The sequence below is a fragment of the Bordetella genomosp. 9 genome, assembly GCF_002261425.1.
GTDB lineage: Bacteria > Pseudomonadota > Gammaproteobacteria > Burkholderiales > Burkholderiaceae_B > Bordetella_C.
Window position 1 is genome coordinate 2052459 of record NZ_NEVJ01000003.1, and the last position, 16853, is coordinate 2069311.

Sequence of the window (16853 nt, forward strand, 5' to 3'; positions counted from 1 at the left end):
GCAATCGAGGAAAACGTCATGAACACTACGAATATGCAAAAACAAATGCCCACGCGGGCCGGCGCGGGCGTCCTGCGCCCCGCGCTGGTCGTCTTCGCCATCCTGACCGTCGTCACCGGCCTGGCCTACCCCTACGCCACCACGGGAATTTCCCAGCTGGTGTTCCCGCACGAGGCCAACGGGTCGATGATCGAACGGAACGGCCAGGTGGTCGGGTCGACGCTGATCGGCCAGCAGTTTTCCGCGCCCAAGTACTTCTGGGGCCGCCTGTCCGCCACCGCGCCCATGCCCTACAACGCGTCGGCATCCGGCGGGTCCAACCTGGGGCCGCGCAACCAGGCCCTGGCCGACGCCGCCAAGGCGCGCGTCGACGCCCTGCGGGCCGCCGATCCGGGCAATACCAAGCCGATTCCGGTGGACCTGGTCAGCGCCTCGGGCAGCGGCCTGGATCCGGACATCAGCGTGGCCGCGGCCGATTACCAGATCGAACGCGTGGCCAGGGCGCGCGGCATGAGCACCCTGGAAGTGGCCAAGCGGGTCGAAGCGCATACCCGTCGGCCGTTCTTCGGATTGCTGGGCGAGCCGGTGGTCAACGTCCTGGCGCTCAACCTGGACCTGGACGGCATGAAGGCGACGCGCTGATGCGGCGGCGTATAGTGGCGCACATCGCCCCACCGCGCCTGATTACGACCGAACAGCGGCAGCACCATGCCTAGCTCGCATCCCGAACGCCCCGATCCCGACGCCCTGCTGCGGGACATCGATGGGGCCGCGCAGCGCGCCGCGCGAGGCCGGCTGCGCCTGTATTTCGGCGCATCGGCCGGCGTCGGCAAGACCTACGCCATGCTGGCCGCGGCGGCCGCCCAGCGGGCCGCCGGCGTCGACGTGCTGGCCGGCATCGTGGAAACCCACGGCCGGCGGGAAACCGCCGCGCTGCTGGATGGCATCCCGTCGCTGCCGCGCGTCGACCACGCGTATCGCGGACACGCGCTGCCGGAATTTGACCTGGACGGCGCGCTGGCGCGGCGGCCGGCCCTGATCCTGGTCGACGAACTGGCCCATTCGAACGCGCCGGGCGCCCGCCATGCCAAGCGCTGGCAGGACGTGGAAGAACTGCTGGCCTCCGGCATCGACGTCTGGAGCACCCTGAACGCGCAGCACCTGGAAAGCCTGAACCAGGCGGTGGGCAGCATCACCGGCATCCCGGTCTGGGAAACCGTGCCCGACCGGCTGTTCGATGCCGCCGATGAAGTCGTGCTGGTCGACCTGCCGCCGGACGAGCTGCTGCGGCGGCTGCGGGACGGCAAGGTCTACATGCCCGAACAGGCCCGCCATGCCGCGCGCAATTTCTTCCGCAAGGGCAACCTGATCGCCCTGCGCGAACTGGCGCTGCGCCGCATGGCCGAACGGGTCGACGACGACGTCCAGGCCTACCGGCGCGACCGCGCGGTGGAAACCGTGTGGCGCACGCGCGAAGCCGTGGTGGCCTGCCTGGCGGCGGACGAGGAGGCCGAACACGTGGTGCGCGCCGCGCACCGCCTGGCGCAGCAGCTGGACGGCGAGCTCCACGTGGTCACGGTGGAAACGCCCACCCTGGTCGCGCCATCCGCGGCGCAGCGGCTGGCGCTGCAGGGCGCCCTGGCGACGGCACGCGACCTGGACGCGCGCGTCGAGACGCTGGGCGGCGCGGACATGGTGCGGGCGCTGGTGGGCTACGTGCGCCGTCACAACATCACCAAGGCCGTGATCGGCCGCACGCGGGCGGGACGCGGCCTGGGCACGCGCTGGCGCGCCTGGCTGGCCACGCTGCTGTCCCCGGCGGGCCTGTGGCGGCGCCGCAGCTTCGCCGATCTGCTGGCCGCGGGCTGTCCCGAACTGGACGTCATACGGCTGGCCGCGCCGTCGCAGCCGGCCACCGCGCGCAGCGGGTCCATGCGGCTGGGCGCGGCGCCGGCGGTCGATGCGGGACCCACGCCGGCCGCGCCGGCCAGGCCGGCCGCGCGATACGGCGGCTACGCCTGGTCCTGCGTCTATTGCGCGATCGCCACCGGGATCGGGCTGGCGGCCTTCCCTGCCCTGCACCAGACCAACATCGCCATGTTCTACCTGCTGGCGGTCATGGCCGTCGCGCTGCGGCATGGCCGCGGACCGGCGGCGCTGGCATCGGTCATCAGCGTGGCGGCCTTCGATTTCTTCTTCGTGCTGCCCCTGCGCTCTTTCGCCGTTTCGGACGTCCAGTACCTGGTGACTTTCCTGGTGCTGCTGGCCGTGGGCCTGCTGGTCGGCCAGCTGACGGCCGGCCTGCGCCTGCTGGCATTGTCTTCGGCGCGGCGCGAAAGCGTGGCGCGCGGCCTGTACGAATTCGCGCGCGAGCTGTCGTCGGCGCTGCTGCCGGAACAGATCGTCGCGGCGGCATCGTCCTATGTGAATGCCGCCTTCGGCGCGCCCTGCGCGCTGCTGCTGATGGGCGGCGACGACCGCCTCTCGCTGAGCGGCAGCGACACATTGCTCGCGGCGGGGCGCCCGGTGGAAACGGCCCTGGCGCAGTGGGTATTCGACCACGGCCAACCGGCCGGCTGCGGCACCAACACATTGTCCAGCAGCCCGCTGCTGTACCTGCCGTTGAAGGCCCCCATGCGCACGCGCGGCGTGCTGGTGCTGGAGCCGCCGGGCGGCGCGGCCTTCATGACCTCGCCGGATCGGCCGCAACTGGACGCCTACGCCACCCTGATCGCCATCGCCATCGAGCGCGTGCACTACGTGGACGTCGCGCAGCAGGCGCTGGTCAGCATGGCTTCCGAGCAGTTGCGCAGCTCGCTGCTGTCGGCGATCTCGCACGACCTGCGCACGCCGTTGACCAGCCTGGTGGGCATGACGGATACGCTGATGCGCGATCCGGATGCGCTCAGCCCGGCGCAACGCGAGATCGCGCTGGCCATGCGCGAACAGGCGCGCCGCATGCACGCCATGGTGGTCAACCTGCTGGACATGGCCCGGCTGCAGAACCGCGAAGTCACGCTGCGCAAGGAATGGCAGTCGGTGGAAGAACTGGTCGGTGCCGCCATCGCCGAGATGCGCGAGCCGCTGCGGCAGCACGTGGTCAGCGTGGCGCCCCTGTCGGACCTGCCGCTGGTGGAATGCGACGGCGTGCTGATGCAGCGCGTGCTGTGCAACCTGCTGGAAAATGCCGCCAAGTACACCCCGCCGGGCAGCCACGTGTACATCGACGCCATCGCGCGCGAAAGCGAGATCCTGGTGCGGGTCGCCGACGACGGACCGGGCGTGCCGGCAGGCCAGGAAACCGCCATCTTCGACAAATTCGTGCGCGGCGAACGCGAATCGGCCACGCCGGGCGCGGGCCTGGGCCTGGCGGTCTGCCAGGCCATCGTGCAGGCGCACCAGGGCCGCATCCGCGTGGAACCTGGCGAGCCTCCCTATGCCGGCGCGCGCTTCGTGGTCGAGCTGCCGCTGACGCGCGCGCCCGCCGTCGCCCCCGAACCACCGGCGGCGTCCCTGCCCGACGAAGCAACGGGCCACGCCGACCCTATCCACACGGAATGACAGACGGACGATGTTCGACTTCCAACCCACCGTATTGCTCATCGAAGACGACGCCAACATCCGGCGCTTCGTCCGCACCGCCCTGCAGGACGAGGGCTGCGCCGTATTCGAAGCCGAGACCGTTCAACGCGGCCTGATCGAGGCCGGCACCCGGCAGCCGGACGTCGTCATCCTGGACCTGGGCCTGCCCGACGGCGACGGCATGACGCTGATGCGCGAACTGCGCACCTGGACGGAAGTGCCGGTGCTGGTGCTGTCCGCGCGGACCGCCGAAACCGACAAGATCGCGGCGCTGGACGCGGGCGCCGACGACTATCTGGTCAAGCCCTTCGGCGTGGGCGAACTGCTGGCGCGGCTGCGCGTCCTGCTGCGCCGCCATGGCCGCGGCGGCGCCGGCAACGCCGCCGAGATCGCCTTCGGCGACGTGCACGTCGATTTTTCCAAGCGCGTCGTGCAACGCAACGGCCAGCACGTCCACCTGACCGGCATGGAATATCGCCTGCTGGCGGCGCTGATCGCGCATCGCGGCAAGGTGATGACGCATCGCGAGCTGCTGCGCGAGGTCTGGGGGCCTTCGCATGTCGAAAGCAATCACTACCTGCGCATCTACATGGGCCATCTGCGGCAGAAGCTGGAAGCCGACCCGGCACAGCCGGCCTTCCTGCTGACCGAGGTCGGCGTGGGTTACCGCTTCGCGGGCTAGCTTTATATCGCGCTTACGCCGCCGCCCCGTCTTTTGAGTCGGCGTTTACGCGTTTCTCCCTATCGTTGCGCTTCTTTCGCAACGCGCAATACAGGAGAACCGCATGCGCTACGCCAGTCCCCGATCCGCCAGGCAGATACTGTTCGCCGCGACGGCCCTTGCCGCCGCCACCGCATGGACGGGCCCCGCCGCGCGCGCGCAAAGCGCGGCCGGCGATCAGGCCGGTGGCAATCAGGCCGCCGCGCCATACAGCCTGACGGCCAACGTGACGCTGGCATCGCAGTACCGCTATCGCGGGCTCATGCAGACCGACAACAAGCCCGCCATCCAGGGCGGCTTCGACTTCAGCCACCAGAGCGGCTTCTACATCGGCAACTGGAACTCGAACATCAGCTGGCTTTCGGACAGCAACTCCGACGTCTCCGCGCCCGTCGAGATGGACTTCTACGGCGGCTATCGCGGCACCTTCACGCAGGACGTGCCGTTCGACTTCGGCGCGCTGAAGTACTACTACCCCGGCGACTATCCGAGCGGCTTCACCAGCCCGGACACGACCGAGCTTTACGGCAGCATCGGCTACCGGACCACCACGTTCAAGTACTCGTACGCGGTATCCAACCTGTTCGGCTTCGCCAAGAGCAAGGGCAGCCAGTACTTCGACCTGAGCGGCAACTACGATCTGGGCGTCTGGGGCCTGACGCTGAACACGCACGTCGGCTACCAGTACGTGCGCAACGTCGACCACGCGTCCTACTACGACTGGAAGCTGGGTCTGACCAAGGACCTGGGCCAGGGCCTGGGCGTGTCGGTGGCTTACATCGATACGAACGCGCATCGCGACGTCTACACCAACGCCCAGGACCGGTTCATGGGCCGCGGCACGGTGGTGGCGTCCATCACGAAGACGTTCTGAGCATGGTCGGCGGGCGGCGCCGCGCCACGGGGCCGGCTGCCGGCGCCGGCGTTGATATCAAGTTTACGGACCACGGGCGGTTTTTTTCATGCGGTTTATGCCGCCCTGCCTATAGTGGACTCGTTATCAACCACCGGCACCCCTCCCCGCCGCCCCGCGGCGCGCCAGGACCGCCATCGACACCATGCCCGAACGCCCCGCTCGCATCGATCATCAACCCCGGCATCAGGCCCGCGACGCCTATCGGCCCGGCCCCTGCGCCGATACCCCCTACAGCCTGACGCTGCGCGTGCGCGGCGACGACGGCGCCCAGGCGCGTGCACGCCTGGAAGACCTGCTGGGCGACCTGCCGGGCCTGCGCATCTTGACGGTCTGCCGTCACCGCGGCGTCGTCACGCTGGCGCTGCAGGCGCCACGCGAAGAACTGGACCCCATGCTGCATCGGATCATGATGAACGTCATGGACGCCGAGCTCGGTCCCATCCAGCCCGCCGCCCTGGCGGCCGTGCATTGACATCATGGACCTGGGGGAAAACGCCATGTCCACGACAGTTTCGGCAACCGCCACGCGTTTCGCCGGTATCTGGCTACCCATGGTCACGCCGCTGCGGCAAGGACGGGTGGACCTGCGGGCGGCGCAGCGCCTGGCGAGCCGCTACCGCGAGGCCGGCGTGTCCGGCCTGGTGCTGTTCGGTTCGACCGGAGAAGGGAATCTCCTGGCGCTGAGCGAGAAGATCGAGATGATCCACGCGATCCGCGACGATGCGCACGCGCTGCCCATCATGATCGGCGCCGGCGGCGTCGACACGAACGGCGTGGCCGCGGCCGTCCGGCGCCTGGACACGACCCATCCCGCCGGCTACCTGGTGCCGCCGCCGTACTACCTGTGCCCGTCGCAGGCGGGCATCATGTGGCACTACCGCCAGATCGCCTGGGCGACCGACCGGCCCCTGGTGCTGTACAACATCCCCAAGCGCACGGGCGTGCAGATGACGGTCGAAACCATGGAAGCGCTTGCCAGCTGCCCTACCATCGTCGCCGTCAAGGAGTGCCATCCGGCGGTGTTGCAGACGCTCCGTCAGCGCGGGCGGATCACCGCCCTGTGCGGCGAGGACAAGGCGCTGCTGGCGCATTTCAGCGATGGCGGCAGCGGCGCCATCCCGGCGTCCGCCCACGTCCGGCCGGATCTTTTCGTGCGCATGATGCGGCTGGCGCAGGCCGGCCATGCCGAGGCGGCGCGCGAGCTCCATGACGCCTTGTCACCCTTGATCCGCCTGTTGTTCGCCGAACCCAATCCGGCGCCGGTCAAGAAAGCGCTGGCCATGGAAGGCCTGATCGAAGATGAATTGCGCATGCCGCTGACGCCGGCCAGCCGCGCGCTGGCGGCCCGCCTGCAGCGGGTCATCTCACGATTGCCGGCGCCCACGCGCCATCCGGCATCGACGGCGCGATCCGCGGACTACTCCGCCGCCGCGTCCTCGGTGAACATATAGCCCCAACGGCGCACCGATCGCAGTGGCAGCGGCATGCCCGTCGCCTGCGCCTTGCGCCGCAGGCGGCTGACCATGACGTCCACGCCCCGCGGCGAGGTCGCCGATTTGTCGCCGGCGTCGCCGCGGCCCGCCGCCAGCGACCCCAGCTCGTTGCGTGCCAGGCTATGGTTGGGGGCATTGAACAAGGCCAGCATGAAAAGCCTCTCCAGCGTGGTCAGCGCGAGGCGCTGGCCCTGCGGCGAGACCAGCGTCCAGCCGCCTTCGCGCAGCCGCCAGCCCGGCGCCGCCGGCTCCGCGGCCGCGGACGGTCCCGGCAAGGCCGTGCGCGCGGCGGGCCCGACTCGCGTGACGTCATCCAGTTCGCCGGCACGGGACAGCCATGCCGACAGCTCCTGGACCGTGGACGTCAGCCTGCGCAGGTCGGCTTCAAGCTGGATAAGCGTGGCTTGCAATTCACGCTTGGGGAGAGTTAGGGAGGTCACAATCGGTTCTTACCTGAACGGTCAGATCCCATCCTCGAAAGGCGGACCTGGACGATCTCCAAGGGCGGTTTATGCCCGGAGACGTTATGTATCACACAGATACATTATTACAAAGCTCTTGACTTTGTGGCACTATGAAACTCTTAGGGAGCCTCGGCAAAAAATCGAAGACCATCGCCGGATCAGATAGGACGTTCCAATCCATGCTAACCAGCAGGCTCAAAGAGGCACGACTGCGCGCGGGCCTTTCCCAGGAAAGGCTGGGTACGCTTGCGGGATTGGATGAAATGTCGGCGAGCTCGCGCATGAACCAGTACGAGCGCGGCAAGCATACGCCCGGCTTTTTCCTGATCGAGCGCCTGGCCCAGGCCCTGAACATGCCAGCGCCCTGGTTCTACACCCGCGACGACGACATGGCCGAACTGCTGGTGGCCTATCACACCCTGTCCGCCGAGCAGAAGGAAAAGGCGCTGGCCTATCTGCGGGAGCTTGCCGGCGCGGAAAGCGCGGCGGCGGCCCTGGACGGCAGTGGCGAAGGCGCCACGGCAGCCGCCGTGGACGGAGTAGCGCTGCCGGATCCGCCCGGCGTGCCTGGATCGGCCGAGCTGGCCGACGCCGTCACATATTCTCGATCATCACCCGGCCAAACCCGGAACAGGACACCTGCTCCGCGCCCTTCATCAGACGGGCGAAATCGAAAGTGACCTGCTTGGCCAGGATCGCCTTTTCCATGCTGGCGATGATCAGGTCGGCGGCCTCGACCCAGCCCAGATGCCGCAGCATCATCGCGGCGGCCAGGATTTCCGAACCCGGGTTGACGTAGTCCTTGCCGGCGTACTTGGGCGCGGTGCCGTGCGTGGCTTCGAACATCGCCACCGAATCGGACATATTGGCGCCCGGCGTGATGCCGATGCCGCCGACCTGCGCCGACACCGCCGCCGAAATATAGTCACCGTTCAAGTTCAGCGTGGCGATGACGTCAAATTCGCCGGGCCGCAGCATGGATTGCTGCAGGAAGGCGTCCGCCATGACGTCCTTGGCGACGATCTCGCGCCCCGACTTCGGGTTCTTGAAGCGGCACCACGGGCCGCCGTCGATCTGCACCGCGCCGAATTCGTCGCGCAGCAGCTCGTAGCCCCAGTCGCGGAAGCCGCCTTCCGTGTACGTCATGATGTTGCCCTTGTGCACCAGCGTCAGGGTCGCGCGATCATGATCGATGGCGTATTGCGCCGCCTTGCGCACCAGGCGCCGCGTGCCTTCACGCGAGACCGGCTTGATGCCGATGGCCGAGCTGTCGGGAAAGCGCAGATGGCGGGAATGCACGTGGTTCTGCAGGAAATCCACCAGTTCGCGCGCCTGGGGCGAGCCGGCGGGGAACTCGATGCCGGCATAGATATCCTCGGAGTTCTCGCGGAAGATGACCATGTCGGTCTTTTCCGGTTCGCGCAGCGGCGCCGGCACGCCGCGGAAATAGCGCGCGGGCCGCAGGCAGACGTACAGATCCAGTTCCTGCCGCAGCGCGACGTTCAGCGAACGCACGCCGCCGTCGATCTTGGCGGCCGCCAGCGGGCCCTTGATGGACACCACGTAATCGCGCACCGCCTGCAGGGTTTCTTCCGGCAGCCAGGCGTCCGCGCCGTACAGGCGGGTGGCCTTTTCGCCGGCGTAGACTTCCATCCAATGGATGCGCCGCCGTGCGCCGTAGCTTTTTTCCACCGCCGCGTCCACCACCGAGATCATCACGGGCGTGATGTCGACGCCGACCCCGTCCCCCTGGATATAGGGGATGATGGGCTGATCCGGCACGTTCAGCGTGAAATCCGCATTGACCGTGATTTTCTGCCCCTCCGGGGGAGCCTGGATATGCTGGTACGACATGGATGCTCCGAAGCCTGCTGGCACGTGCCCGCCATTCTATATCCGCAAACCGGCATGCGCGGGAATGACAATTCGACGAGTAGGTAAAATAACGGGTCGCGCGGGCATCGCCGCGCCCCGAATGCCGTCCTGAAGCCGTCCCGAAGCCGCCATGTTCAATCCGTCCCGCGACCAAGTGCGCGAATTTTTCATCGAAGCCTGGCGCAAGCACAGGACCGGCGAGCTCGTCACGCCCCTGGAGTCGATGGCGGTCGATTGGATGGTCAAGCACCCCGAATATCACCAGGACCTGGAAAGCCCCGAGGCGATGACGGCCGAATATTCGGTGGAGAAAGGCCGCACCAATCCCTTCCTGCACCTGTCCATGCACCTGGCCATTGCCGAGCAGCTGTCTATCGATCACCCGCCGGGCATCCGCGCCGCGTATCAGCGGCTGGTGGCGCGCGGGGATGCGCACCATGCCGTGCACGAGATCATGGAATGCCTGGGCCAGGTGGTCTGGGAAGCCCAACGCCTGGGCACGCCGATGGACACCGATGCCTACATCGAGCTGATCCGGCAGCGCGCGGAAAGGTAAGAGGCCCCCACGCCGCGCCTTCGGCTTGCTGCCCCCCGAGGGGGCGCTTTTCGCCTTGGGGCGGCCCGGCGGCGAAAAGGGACCCCCACGCCGCGCCTTCGGCTTGCTGCCCCCCGAGGGGGCGCTTTTCGCCTTGGGGCGGCCCGGCGGCGAAAACGGACCCCCACGCCGCGCCTTCGGCTTGCTGCCCCCCGAGGGGGCGCTTTTCGCCTTGGGGCGGCCCGGCGGCGAAAAGGGACCCCCACGCTGCGCCTTCGGCTTGCTGCCCCGAAAAACCTACTTGCGCGTGCCCAGGTCGCTGGGCAGGCTGGACAGCCAGGCAGCGACGTTGACGATGTCGGCGTCGCTGAGCTGCGCGGCGAATGCGCCCATGATCGGATTCTTGCGGATGTTGGCCGTGGACGGCGCGCCCGACTGGCCGCGGCGATAGGCCTTCAGCGCGTGCGCCAGATAGTCCTCATGCTGGCCGGCCAGGATCGGATACTGCGGATCCGTCGGCGTCTTGGCGTCGGCGCCGTGGCACGACGCGCAATTGAACTTGTCGAACACCGCCTTGCCGGCGGCCAGATCGTCGGCGCGCGACGCGGTCGCGGCCATGCCCAGCAACACCCCGGCGAGGGTCACGATAATGCTTTTCATGGATGCCCCCGTCATTTGAGATTGGCGTAGTACGCGGCGATGTCGGCGATGTCCTGGTCGGACAGGCTGCCCGCGACGGCGTCCATGGTGGGATGGCTGCGCTCGCCCTTCTTGTATGCGTTCAGCGCGTTTTCGATGTACTTGGCATTCTGCCCGGCGATCATCGGTACCCGGTAGACCTCGGGGAACGCCGTCTTGTAGTCCGCGATGCCGTGGCAGCCGATGCACATGGACACCTTGTCACGCCCGGCCTGGGCATTGCCGCCCTGGGCGGCATCCGCGGCATGAGCCGCGCCGGCGCCCGCACAGGACAGCCAAACGGCAAACAGGCCCGCCTTACGCAATACAGTGGTTCGCAACTTCATGAATTGGCTCTTGATATGGCGACTTTGGTTGCTGGAACTTCTGGAACTGCCTAGCTGACATTCGCGGACCGGCCTCCCCCGGGCCGCAAACCGCACGATTGTACGATAATTAGCCCATCGCCAACGGCGGGACCGGTACTCGCACGGACCTTCCCGCGCCACACGAGGTCGCTTCCCTCATGCCCGCAGCTTCTTCCCCCGCCGCGCCGCGCTTCGAAGGCACGGAACGCTATGTCGCCACCGAAGACCTGAAACTGGCGGTGAACGCCGCCCTGGCGCTGCAACGCCCGCTATTGATCAAGGGCGAGCCGGGCACCGGCAAGACCATGCTGGCCGAAGAAGTCGCGAGCGCCCTCGGGCGGCCGCTGCTGCAATGGCACATCAAGTCCACCACCAAGGCGCACCAGGGCCTGTACGAATACGACGCCGTGTCGCGCCTGCGCGATTCGCAGCTGGGCGATGAAAAGGTGCGGGACATCCGCAACTACATCGTGCAGGGCGTGCTCTGGCAGGCGTTCGAGGCGCCCGAGCCGGTCGTGCTGCTGATCGATGAAATCGACAAGGCCGACATCGAGTTTCCCAACGACCTGCTGCGCGAGCTGGACCGCATGGAATTCCATGTGTACGAAACGCGCCAGACCATCGCCGCGCGGCACCGCCCGCTGGTCATCATCACGTCCAACAACGAAAAGGACCTGCCGGACGCTTTCCTGCGCCGCTGCTTTTTCCACTACATCCGCTTTCCCGACCGCGACACCATGCGCGATATCGTCGGCGTGCATTTCCCGACGCTGCGCGCGGACGTGCTGCGCGCAGCGCTGGATACCTTCTTCGCACTGCGCGACGCGCCGGGGCTCAAGAAAAAGCCGTCGACGTCGGAATTGCTGGACTGGCTGCACCTGCTGCTGGCCGAAGACATCCCCGCCGGCCAGATCGAGGCCCACGCGGCCACCGCCGTGCCGCTGATGGCCGGCGCGCTGCTGAAGAACGAGCAGGACATGCAGCTGCTGGAACGCCTGGCCGCGATGACGCGCACCGGCCAGCGCCGCTAGGATAAGTCCAGGTCCGGCGCCGCCATGCTGATCGACTTCTTCTACCACCTGCGCGCGCACCGGCTGCCCGTGTCGGTGCAGGAATACCTGACTCTGCTGGAAGCGCTGCGACTGCCGCTGATGCCGCCGACGCTCGATGAGTTCTACCACCTGTCGCGCATGACGCTGGTCAAGGACGAGACCCTGTTCGACCGCTACGACCAGGCCTTCGCCGCGTACTACCGCGGCATCGCCGCCAGCCTGCCGCCGGACAAGCAGATCCCGCTGGACTGGCTGATCAAGCAGATGGAACGCACGCTCACACCGGAAGAAAAAGCCGCCATCCAGGCCCATGGCTGGGACAAGCTGATGGAGCTGTTCAAGCAAAGGCTGCAGGAGCAGACCGAGCGCCATGCCGGCGGCAGCAAATGGATAGGCACCGGCGGCACGTCGCCTTTCGGCAATGGCGGCTACCATCCGGAAGGCATACGCGTGGGTGGGGAGTCGGGCGGCAATCGCAGCGCGGTCAAGGTCTGGGACATGCGCCAGTTCCGCGACTACGACGACACGCTGGAACTGGGCACCCGCAATTTCAAGGTGGCGCTGCGGCGGTTGCGCCGCTTCGCGCGCCAGGGCGCCGACCTGGAACTGGACCTGGACGACACCATCGCCAGCACGGCCCGCAACGCGGGCCACCTGGATCTGCGCCTGGTGCCCGAACGGCGCAATACCGTGAAAGTGCTGATGCTGCTCGACGTGGGCGGCAGCATGGACGATCACATCGCCCGCGTCGAGGAACTGTTTTCCGCGGCGCGCACCGAATTCCGCCACCTGGACGTGTTCTATTTCCACAATTGCCCGTACGAGCGCCTGTGGCAAAGCAACCGGCGCCGCCAGAGCGACAGCTTCGACACCTGGGACGTCCTGCGCAAGTACAACGCGGACTGGCGGCTGATCATCGTCGGCGACGCCACGATGAGCCCCTATGAAATCCTGCAGCCGGGGGGTTCGGTCGAGCACATGAACAAGGAAGCCGGCGCGGTATGGATGCAGCGCCTGCTGGAAGCCTGGCCCAAGGCGGCGTGGCTGAACCCGGAACCCACGGCGTCCTGGCCTTATCGGCAGTCCATCGCGATCCTGAAGAACATCATGCACGACCGCATGTATCCGGTCACCGTCGCCGGCCTGGAACAGGCGATGCGCATGCTGTCGAAATGAATCAGCCGTCGGCCGGCTCGTCCGGGGTTTCCAGCAGCATCTGGTAGAACGCCACGTCCAGCCAGCGGCCGAACTTGAAGCCGGCCTGCCGCACCGTACCGGCGTGCATGAACCCCAGTTTTTCGTGCAAGGCGCAACTGGCCGTGTTGCTGGTATCGATGGCGCCCACCAGCACGTGGTACTGCTGGGCGCGGGCGCGCGCGATCAGGGCGCGCATCAGCGCCTGGCCCAGGCCGCGGCCGCGATAATCGCGCCCGACGTACACGGAGTGTTCGACCGAATACTTGAAGGCCGGAAAGGCGCGGAACGTGCCATAGCTGGCGAAGCCCATGAGCGTGCCGTCACCGTCCTCGAAGCCGATCACCGGGAAGCCGCCCTTGCGCTTGGCCTCGAACCAGGCCTGCATCACGGCGTCCGTGCGCGGCTGGTATTCATACAGCGCCGTCGACGTCAGGATGGCGTGGTTGAAGATCTCCAGCATGGCGCCCGCGTGGCGCTCGTAGGTGCAATCGACAGGAATCATCGGGTACTCATCCGCGCGGGCCCTATTTGGGCGCGGCCATGACTTCGGAATCCAGCCGGGCGCGCGGGAAGGCGGCGTCCGGATTGCCGGGCACGAATTCCGTGATCATGCCGCGGTCGCGCTGGTACTGGAAATAGCGGGCGCTCTTCATGCCCGCCTGATGCACCACGCGTGCCAGCGCGCTGATGTCGTTCAACGTCAGCGTGGGATCGACCAGCACCGCGACCGGGGTGTCGGGACCGCGTTTCTTGTCGCGGGCCACCGCCGTCAGCGCCATTCCCAGCTGCTTGCCGTCCAGCCGGCGGGCATCGGCATCCACCGTGTATTGCGGCGCTTTCGCGCCCTTGGCCGGCGGAAAGGTGTCCACCACCACGGGCGAACGCGCCGCCGCGGCGCCGCACAGGCTCAAGGCGGCCAGCAGGAAAAGGATCTTCTGGAAAAGCTTCATCTTGAATTCGTTCCTAGTGATGCGGGGCGCGGTCAGGCCGCGCGGGTAGAAATATACCTTGGCGATCCGCCGCCGCCCAGGGCGCGGGGGGTGGCGGCCCCCGTGTAATGCGCCGCCGATTCGTCTCGGATCGCAGGGAATCCAGGGCGACGCGATAGGAACCTATCGACCCGTATACACTCCAACACGTTCACTACCTCGCAGGGAAACCCGTCCATGCCCATTTCCACCCCCGCATTGTCGCGCCACCTGAAGACACTGCTGTTTTCGTCCTTCCTGGCTTTCCAGGCCAGCGCGGCGACATTGCCGGAAGGCACGACAGAAGTCTCGTCCGTAGAGGGCATTACGGAATTCCGCCTGAGCAACGGGCTGCGCGTGCTGCTGGCGCCGGACGATTCCAAACCCACCACCACCGTCAACATGACCTATCTGGTGGGCTCGCGCAACGAAAACTACGGCCAGACGGGCATGGCGCACCTGCTGGAACACATGCTGTTCAAGGGCACGCCCACCACCCGCAACGCGATGGGCGAATTCTCGAAGCGCGGCCTGGCCGCCAACGGCAGCACCAGCAGCGACCGCACCAACTATTTCGCCAGCTTCGCCGCCAACCCGGAAACGCTCGACTGGTACCTGGGCTGGCAGGCCGACGCCATGGTCAACTCGCTGATCGCGCGCGAAGACCTGGACACGGAAATGACCGTGGTGCGCAACGAGATGGAAAGCGGCGAAAACAGCCCCTTCCGCATCCTGATGCAAAAGATGGAAGCCACGGCCTTCCAGTGGCACAACTACGGCAAGGACACCATAGGCGCGCGCTCGGACGTCGAAAACGTCGATATCGGCCAGCTGCAGGCGTTCTACCACCAGTATTACCAGCCCGACAACGCCGTGCTCATCGTCGCGGGCAAGTTCAATCCCCAGGATACGCTGGACACGATCAGCAAGACGCTGGGCAAGGTGCCGCGCCCCAGCCGTCCGCTGCCGCCCGAATACACGGTGGAACCGGTGCAGGACGGCGAACGCGAAGTCACGCTGCGGCGCGCCGGCGGCACGCCCCTGGTCGCCGCGATGTACCACATTCCCGCCGCCGGCAGCCCCGACTACGTACCGATGGACCTGGCCACCGTCATGCTGTCGGACACGCCGTCCGGCCGGCTGTACCGCACCCTGGTGCAGCGCAAGCTGGCGTCGGACGTCTTCGGTTTCACGATGGAACAGCGCGATCCCGGCGTGGTGATGTTCGGCGCGCAGCTCGAGCCCACCATGAACCAGGACGCCTCCCTGAAGGCGCTGACCAGCACGCTGGAATCGGTGTCCCGCACGCCTTTCACGCAGGAAGAGCTGGACCGCGCGCGCAGCAAGTGGCTGCGCGACTGGGAGCAGACCTATAGCGACCCGCAGCGGATCGGCGTCGCCCTGTCCGAAGCCATCGCCAGCGGCGACTGGCGCCTGTTCTTCCTGCAGCGCGATCGCGTGCGCGAGGCCAGGCTGGCCGACGTGCAGCGCGTCGCCGCCGCCTACCTGGTGCCCAGCAACCGCACGGCGGGCCGCTATATCCCGACAGCCAAGCCGGTGCGCGCGCCGGCCAACAGCCGCGTCGACCTGACCGCCGCGCTGAAGGACTACAAGGGCGACCCGGGCTACACCCAGGCCGCGGCCTTCGATCCCACCCCGGCCAATATCGACAAGCTGACGGTACGCCGCACGCTGGATCTGCCCAACGGCAAGGTGGACGTCGCCCTGCTGTCCAAGCCCACGCGCGGACACCGCGTGCGCGCGCGCCTGCTCGTGCAGTTCGGCAATGCCGACACCTTGCGCGGCCAGCGCGACGTCGCCGACGCCGTGGCCGATATGCTGGAGCGCGGCACCGGCAAACTGTCGCGCCAGGCCATCCAGGACCGCTTCGACCAGTTGAAGGCGGACGTCAATTTCAGCGGCTCGGGCACCAATCTGTCCGTTTCCATCTCCACCACGCGCGACAACCTGCCCGCGGTGGTCGCCACGGTGATGGACATCGTCCGCAATGCCAACTTCCCGCAGGCCCAGCTGGACGAGTACAAGGCGCAGGCCATCACCGCCATCCAGAACGCCATGAACGAACCATCGGCCCTGGCCATGCGCGCCCTGGCGCGGCAGGACAATCCGTGGCCCAAGGACGATATCCGCTACGTGCCGACCTTCGAGGAATCGCTGGCCAGCGTGCGGACCCTGTCGCATGACGTGCTGGCGCGCTTCCACAACCGGTTCTACGGCGCCGGCACGATCGCCTTCTCCGCCGTGGGCGACTTCGACGCGGACGCCACCGAGGCCGCGCTGAAGAAAGGCCTGGCGGGCTGGAAGCGCGGCGCGCCCTATACCCGGGTGCCCGATCCCTACCGCGCCATCCCGGCGCAGAAGTTCGACATTCCCACGCCGGACAAGGCCAACGCCTTCTACGCCAGCCGCATGCCGCTGGAACTGCAGGACACGTCCAAGGACTACGCGGCCTTGTACATGGCCAACTATCTGCTGGGCACGTCGGAAACCTCGCGCTTGTGGAACCGGGTTCGCGAAAAGGACGGCCTGTCGTACAACGTGCGCAGCACGCTGTCGGCATCGTCGTACGAGCCGCGCGGCAGCTGGGTGGTCTATGCGATCTACGCGCCGGAAAACCGCCAGCGCCTGGAGCAGGCCATTTCGGAAGAACTGGCGCGCGTCCGCAAGGACGGCTTTACGGAAGCGGAAATCCGCGACGGCATCGCGTCGCTGCTGAACTATCGCCGCCTGAGCCGGGCGCAGGACGACGTCCTGGCCAGCACGTGGATAGACTATATCCGCCGCGGCCGCACCTTCGCCTGGTCGGCCGACATGGACAAGCAGATCACCGCGCTGACGCCGGCCACTGTGAACGAGGCGCTGCGCACCTACCTGAAGCCGCAGGACTTCAGCACCGCGGTGGCGGGCGACTTCACCAAGAAAAAGTAAACCCCGCCGCCGTAAAAATGGCGCGGCCAAAGGCCGCGCCATTTTTTTGCCTGGG

At 67.3% G+C, this 16853-nt stretch carries 17 protein-coding genes; 11 read left to right on the plus strand and 6 right to left on the minus strand.

Annotated features, from left to right (window positions below):
* Positions 1 to 18: 18 nt before the first annotated feature.
* The 6 genes from kdpC to dapA all read left to right on the plus strand — a co-directional run bounded on the left by kdpC (position 19) and on the right by dapA (position 6670).
* Positions 19 to 642 carry a potassium-transporting ATPase subunit KdpC gene (kdpC, locus tag CAL26_RS20380; protein ID WP_256988541.1) on the plus strand — a complete coding sequence of 208 codons (624 nt, stop codon included), beginning with the start codon at positions 19 to 21 and terminating at the stop codon, positions 640 to 642.
* 66 nt (positions 643 to 708) lie between these two features.
* A complete protein-coding gene (locus CAL26_RS20385) occupies positions 709 to 3561 on the plus strand; it encodes a sensor histidine kinase (protein WP_094848558.1) in 2853 nt (950 codons plus the stop codon).
* A 10-nt stretch (positions 3562 to 3571) separates the two neighbouring features.
* On the plus strand, positions 3572 to 4264 hold the full coding sequence (kdpE, locus tag CAL26_RS20390) for a two-component system response regulator KdpE (protein ID WP_094848559.1): 693 nt from the start codon (positions 3572 to 3574) through the stop codon (positions 4262 to 4264).
* Between the two features lie 103 nt (positions 4265 to 4367).
* Complete coding sequence (locus CAL26_RS20395) at positions 4368 to 5177, plus strand: TorF family putative porin (RefSeq protein ID WP_094848560.1); 810 nt, start codon at positions 4368 to 4370, stop codon at positions 5175 to 5177.
* Between the two features lie 184 nt (positions 5178 to 5361).
* Positions 5362 to 5691 (plus strand): hypothetical protein, encoded by a 330-nt coding sequence (locus tag CAL26_RS20400; protein WP_094848561.1) that lies wholly within the window; start codon positions 5362 to 5364, stop codon positions 5689 to 5691.
* 25 nt (positions 5692 to 5716) lie between these two features.
* Positions 5717 to 6670, plus strand: coding sequence for a 4-hydroxy-tetrahydrodipicolinate synthase (gene dapA / locus CAL26_RS20405; protein ID WP_094849998.1), 954 nt, complete (start codon positions 5717 to 5719; stop codon positions 6668 to 6670).
* On the opposite strand, the gene CAL26_RS20410 is transcribed toward dapA, so the two are convergent.
* Positions 6637 to 7152 carry a helix-turn-helix domain-containing protein gene (locus CAL26_RS20410; RefSeq protein ID WP_143277461.1) on the minus strand — a complete coding sequence of 172 codons (516 nt, stop codon included), beginning with the start codon at positions 7150 to 7152 and terminating at the stop codon, positions 6637 to 6639. The two genes, dapA and CAL26_RS20410, sit on opposite strands and share 34 nt — an antisense overlap.
* 134 nt (positions 7153 to 7286) lie before the next feature.
* Here CAL26_RS20410 and CAL26_RS20415 point away from each other — a divergent pair, with 134 nt between their 5' ends.
* Entirely contained in the window at positions 7287 to 7856 is a 570-nt protein-coding gene (locus CAL26_RS20415; RefSeq protein ID WP_256988542.1) for a helix-turn-helix domain-containing protein, read from the plus strand.
* Here CAL26_RS20415 and icd read toward each other — a convergent pair.
* On the minus strand, positions 7771 to 9030 hold the full coding sequence (icd, locus tag CAL26_RS20420) for an NADP-dependent isocitrate dehydrogenase (protein WP_094848564.1): 1260 nt from the start codon (positions 9028 to 9030) through the stop codon (positions 7771 to 7773). The two genes, CAL26_RS20415 and icd, sit on opposite strands and share 86 nt — an antisense overlap.
* Positions 9031 to 9181: 151 nt before the next feature.
* Between icd and CAL26_RS20425 the strand changes: the two genes are divergently transcribed.
* Positions 9182 to 9607, plus strand: a complete 426-nt coding sequence (locus CAL26_RS20425) for a DUF1841 family protein (RefSeq protein WP_094848565.1) — start codon at positions 9182 to 9184, stop codon at positions 9605 to 9607.
* A 276-nt stretch (positions 9608 to 9883) separates the two neighbouring features.
* On the opposite strand, the gene CAL26_RS20430 is transcribed toward CAL26_RS20425, so the two are convergent.
* Together CAL26_RS20430 and CAL26_RS20435 are read right to left on the minus strand one after the other, a co-directional pair.
* Positions 9884 to 10246: a c-type cytochrome gene (locus CAL26_RS20430; protein WP_086068042.1), complete on the minus strand. Its 363-nt coding sequence runs from the start codon at positions 10244 to 10246 to the stop codon at positions 9884 to 9886.
* Between the two features lie 11 nt (positions 10247 to 10257).
* Positions 10258 to 10611, minus strand: coding sequence for a c-type cytochrome (locus CAL26_RS20435; protein WP_094848566.1), 354 nt, complete (start codon positions 10609 to 10611; stop codon positions 10258 to 10260).
* Positions 10612 to 10790: 179 nt separating this feature from the next.
* Here CAL26_RS20435 and CAL26_RS20440 point away from each other — a divergent pair, with 179 nt between their 5' ends.
* The gene (locus CAL26_RS20440) at positions 10791 to 11663 is read left to right on the plus strand and encodes an AAA family ATPase (protein ID WP_094848567.1); all 873 of its coding nucleotides are present in this window, start codon (positions 10791 to 10793) and stop codon (positions 11661 to 11663) included.
* A gap of 24 nt (positions 11664 to 11687) precedes the next feature.
* Positions 11688 to 12860, plus strand: a complete 1173-nt coding sequence (locus CAL26_RS20445) for a vWA domain-containing protein (protein WP_094848568.1) — start codon at positions 11688 to 11690, stop codon at positions 12858 to 12860.
* A gap of 1 nt (position 12861) precedes the next feature.
* Here CAL26_RS20445 and CAL26_RS20450 read toward each other — a convergent pair whose 3' ends face one another.
* Both CAL26_RS20450 and CAL26_RS20455 read right to left on the minus strand, forming a co-directional pair.
* Positions 12862 to 13383: a GNAT family N-acetyltransferase gene (locus CAL26_RS20450; protein WP_094848569.1), complete on the minus strand. Its 522-nt coding sequence runs from the start codon at positions 13381 to 13383 to the stop codon at positions 12862 to 12864.
* 22 nt (positions 13384 to 13405) lie between these two features.
* A complete protein-coding gene (locus tag CAL26_RS20455) occupies positions 13406 to 13831 on the minus strand; it encodes a hypothetical protein (protein WP_094848570.1) in 426 nt (141 codons plus the stop codon).
* Between the two features lie 222 nt (positions 13832 to 14053).
* Here CAL26_RS20455 and CAL26_RS20460 point away from each other — a divergent pair, with 222 nt between their 5' ends.
* A complete protein-coding gene (locus tag CAL26_RS20460; protein WP_094849999.1) occupies positions 14054 to 16798 on the plus strand; it encodes a M16 family metallopeptidase in 2745 nt (914 codons plus the stop codon).
* The last annotated feature ends 55 nt before the right edge of the window (positions 16799 to 16853 follow it).

Bases quoted from the DNA above. Each gene is read 5' to 3' on its own strand.
- CAL26_RS20395 (WP_094848560.1), top strand. From the start codon at position 4,368: ATGCGCTACGCCAGTCCCCGATCCGCCAGGCAGATACTGTTCGCCGCG.
- CAL26_RS20455 (WP_094848570.1), bottom strand. From the start codon at position 13,831: ATGAAGCTTTTCCAGAAGATCCTTTTCCTGCTGGCCGCCTTGAGCCTG.
- kdpE (WP_094848559.1), top strand. From the start codon at position 3,572: ATGTTCGACTTCCAACCCACCGTATTGCTCATCGAAGACGACGCCAAC.
- kdpC (WP_256988541.1), top strand. From the start codon at position 19: ATGAACACTACGAATATGCAAAAACAAATGCCCACGCGGGCCGGCGCG.
- CAL26_RS20385 (WP_094848558.1), top strand. From the start codon at position 709: ATGCCTAGCTCGCATCCCGAACGCCCCGATCCCGACGCCCTGCTGCGG.
- CAL26_RS20450 (WP_094848569.1), bottom strand. From the start codon at position 13,383: ATGATTCCTGTCGATTGCACCTACGAGCGCCACGCGGGCGCCATGCTG.
- CAL26_RS20445 (WP_094848568.1), top strand. From the start codon at position 11,688: ATGCTGATCGACTTCTTCTACCACCTGCGCGCGCACCGGCTGCCCGTG.
- CAL26_RS20425 (WP_094848565.1), top strand. From the start codon at position 9,182: ATGTTCAATCCGTCCCGCGACCAAGTGCGCGAATTTTTCATCGAAGCC.
- CAL26_RS20430 (WP_086068042.1), bottom strand. From the start codon at position 10,246: ATGAAAAGCATTATCGTGACCCTCGCCGGGGTGTTGCTGGGCATGGCC.
- dapA (WP_094849998.1), top strand. From the start codon at position 5,717: ATGTCCACGACAGTTTCGGCAACCGCCACGCGTTTCGCCGGTATCTGG.
- CAL26_RS20400 (WP_094848561.1), top strand. From the start codon at position 5,362: ATGCCCGAACGCCCCGCTCGCATCGATCATCAACCCCGGCATCAGGCC.
- icd (WP_094848564.1), bottom strand. From the start codon at position 9,030: ATGTCGTACCAGCATATCCAGGCTCCCCCGGAGGGGCAGAAAATCACG.
- CAL26_RS20435 (WP_094848566.1), bottom strand. From the start codon at position 10,611: ATGAAGTTGCGAACCACTGTATTGCGTAAGGCGGGCCTGTTTGCCGTT.
- CAL26_RS20415 (WP_256988542.1), top strand. From the start codon at position 7,287: ATGAAACTCTTAGGGAGCCTCGGCAAAAAATCGAAGACCATCGCCGGA.
- CAL26_RS20440 (WP_094848567.1), top strand. From the start codon at position 10,791: ATGCCCGCAGCTTCTTCCCCCGCCGCGCCGCGCTTCGAAGGCACGGAA.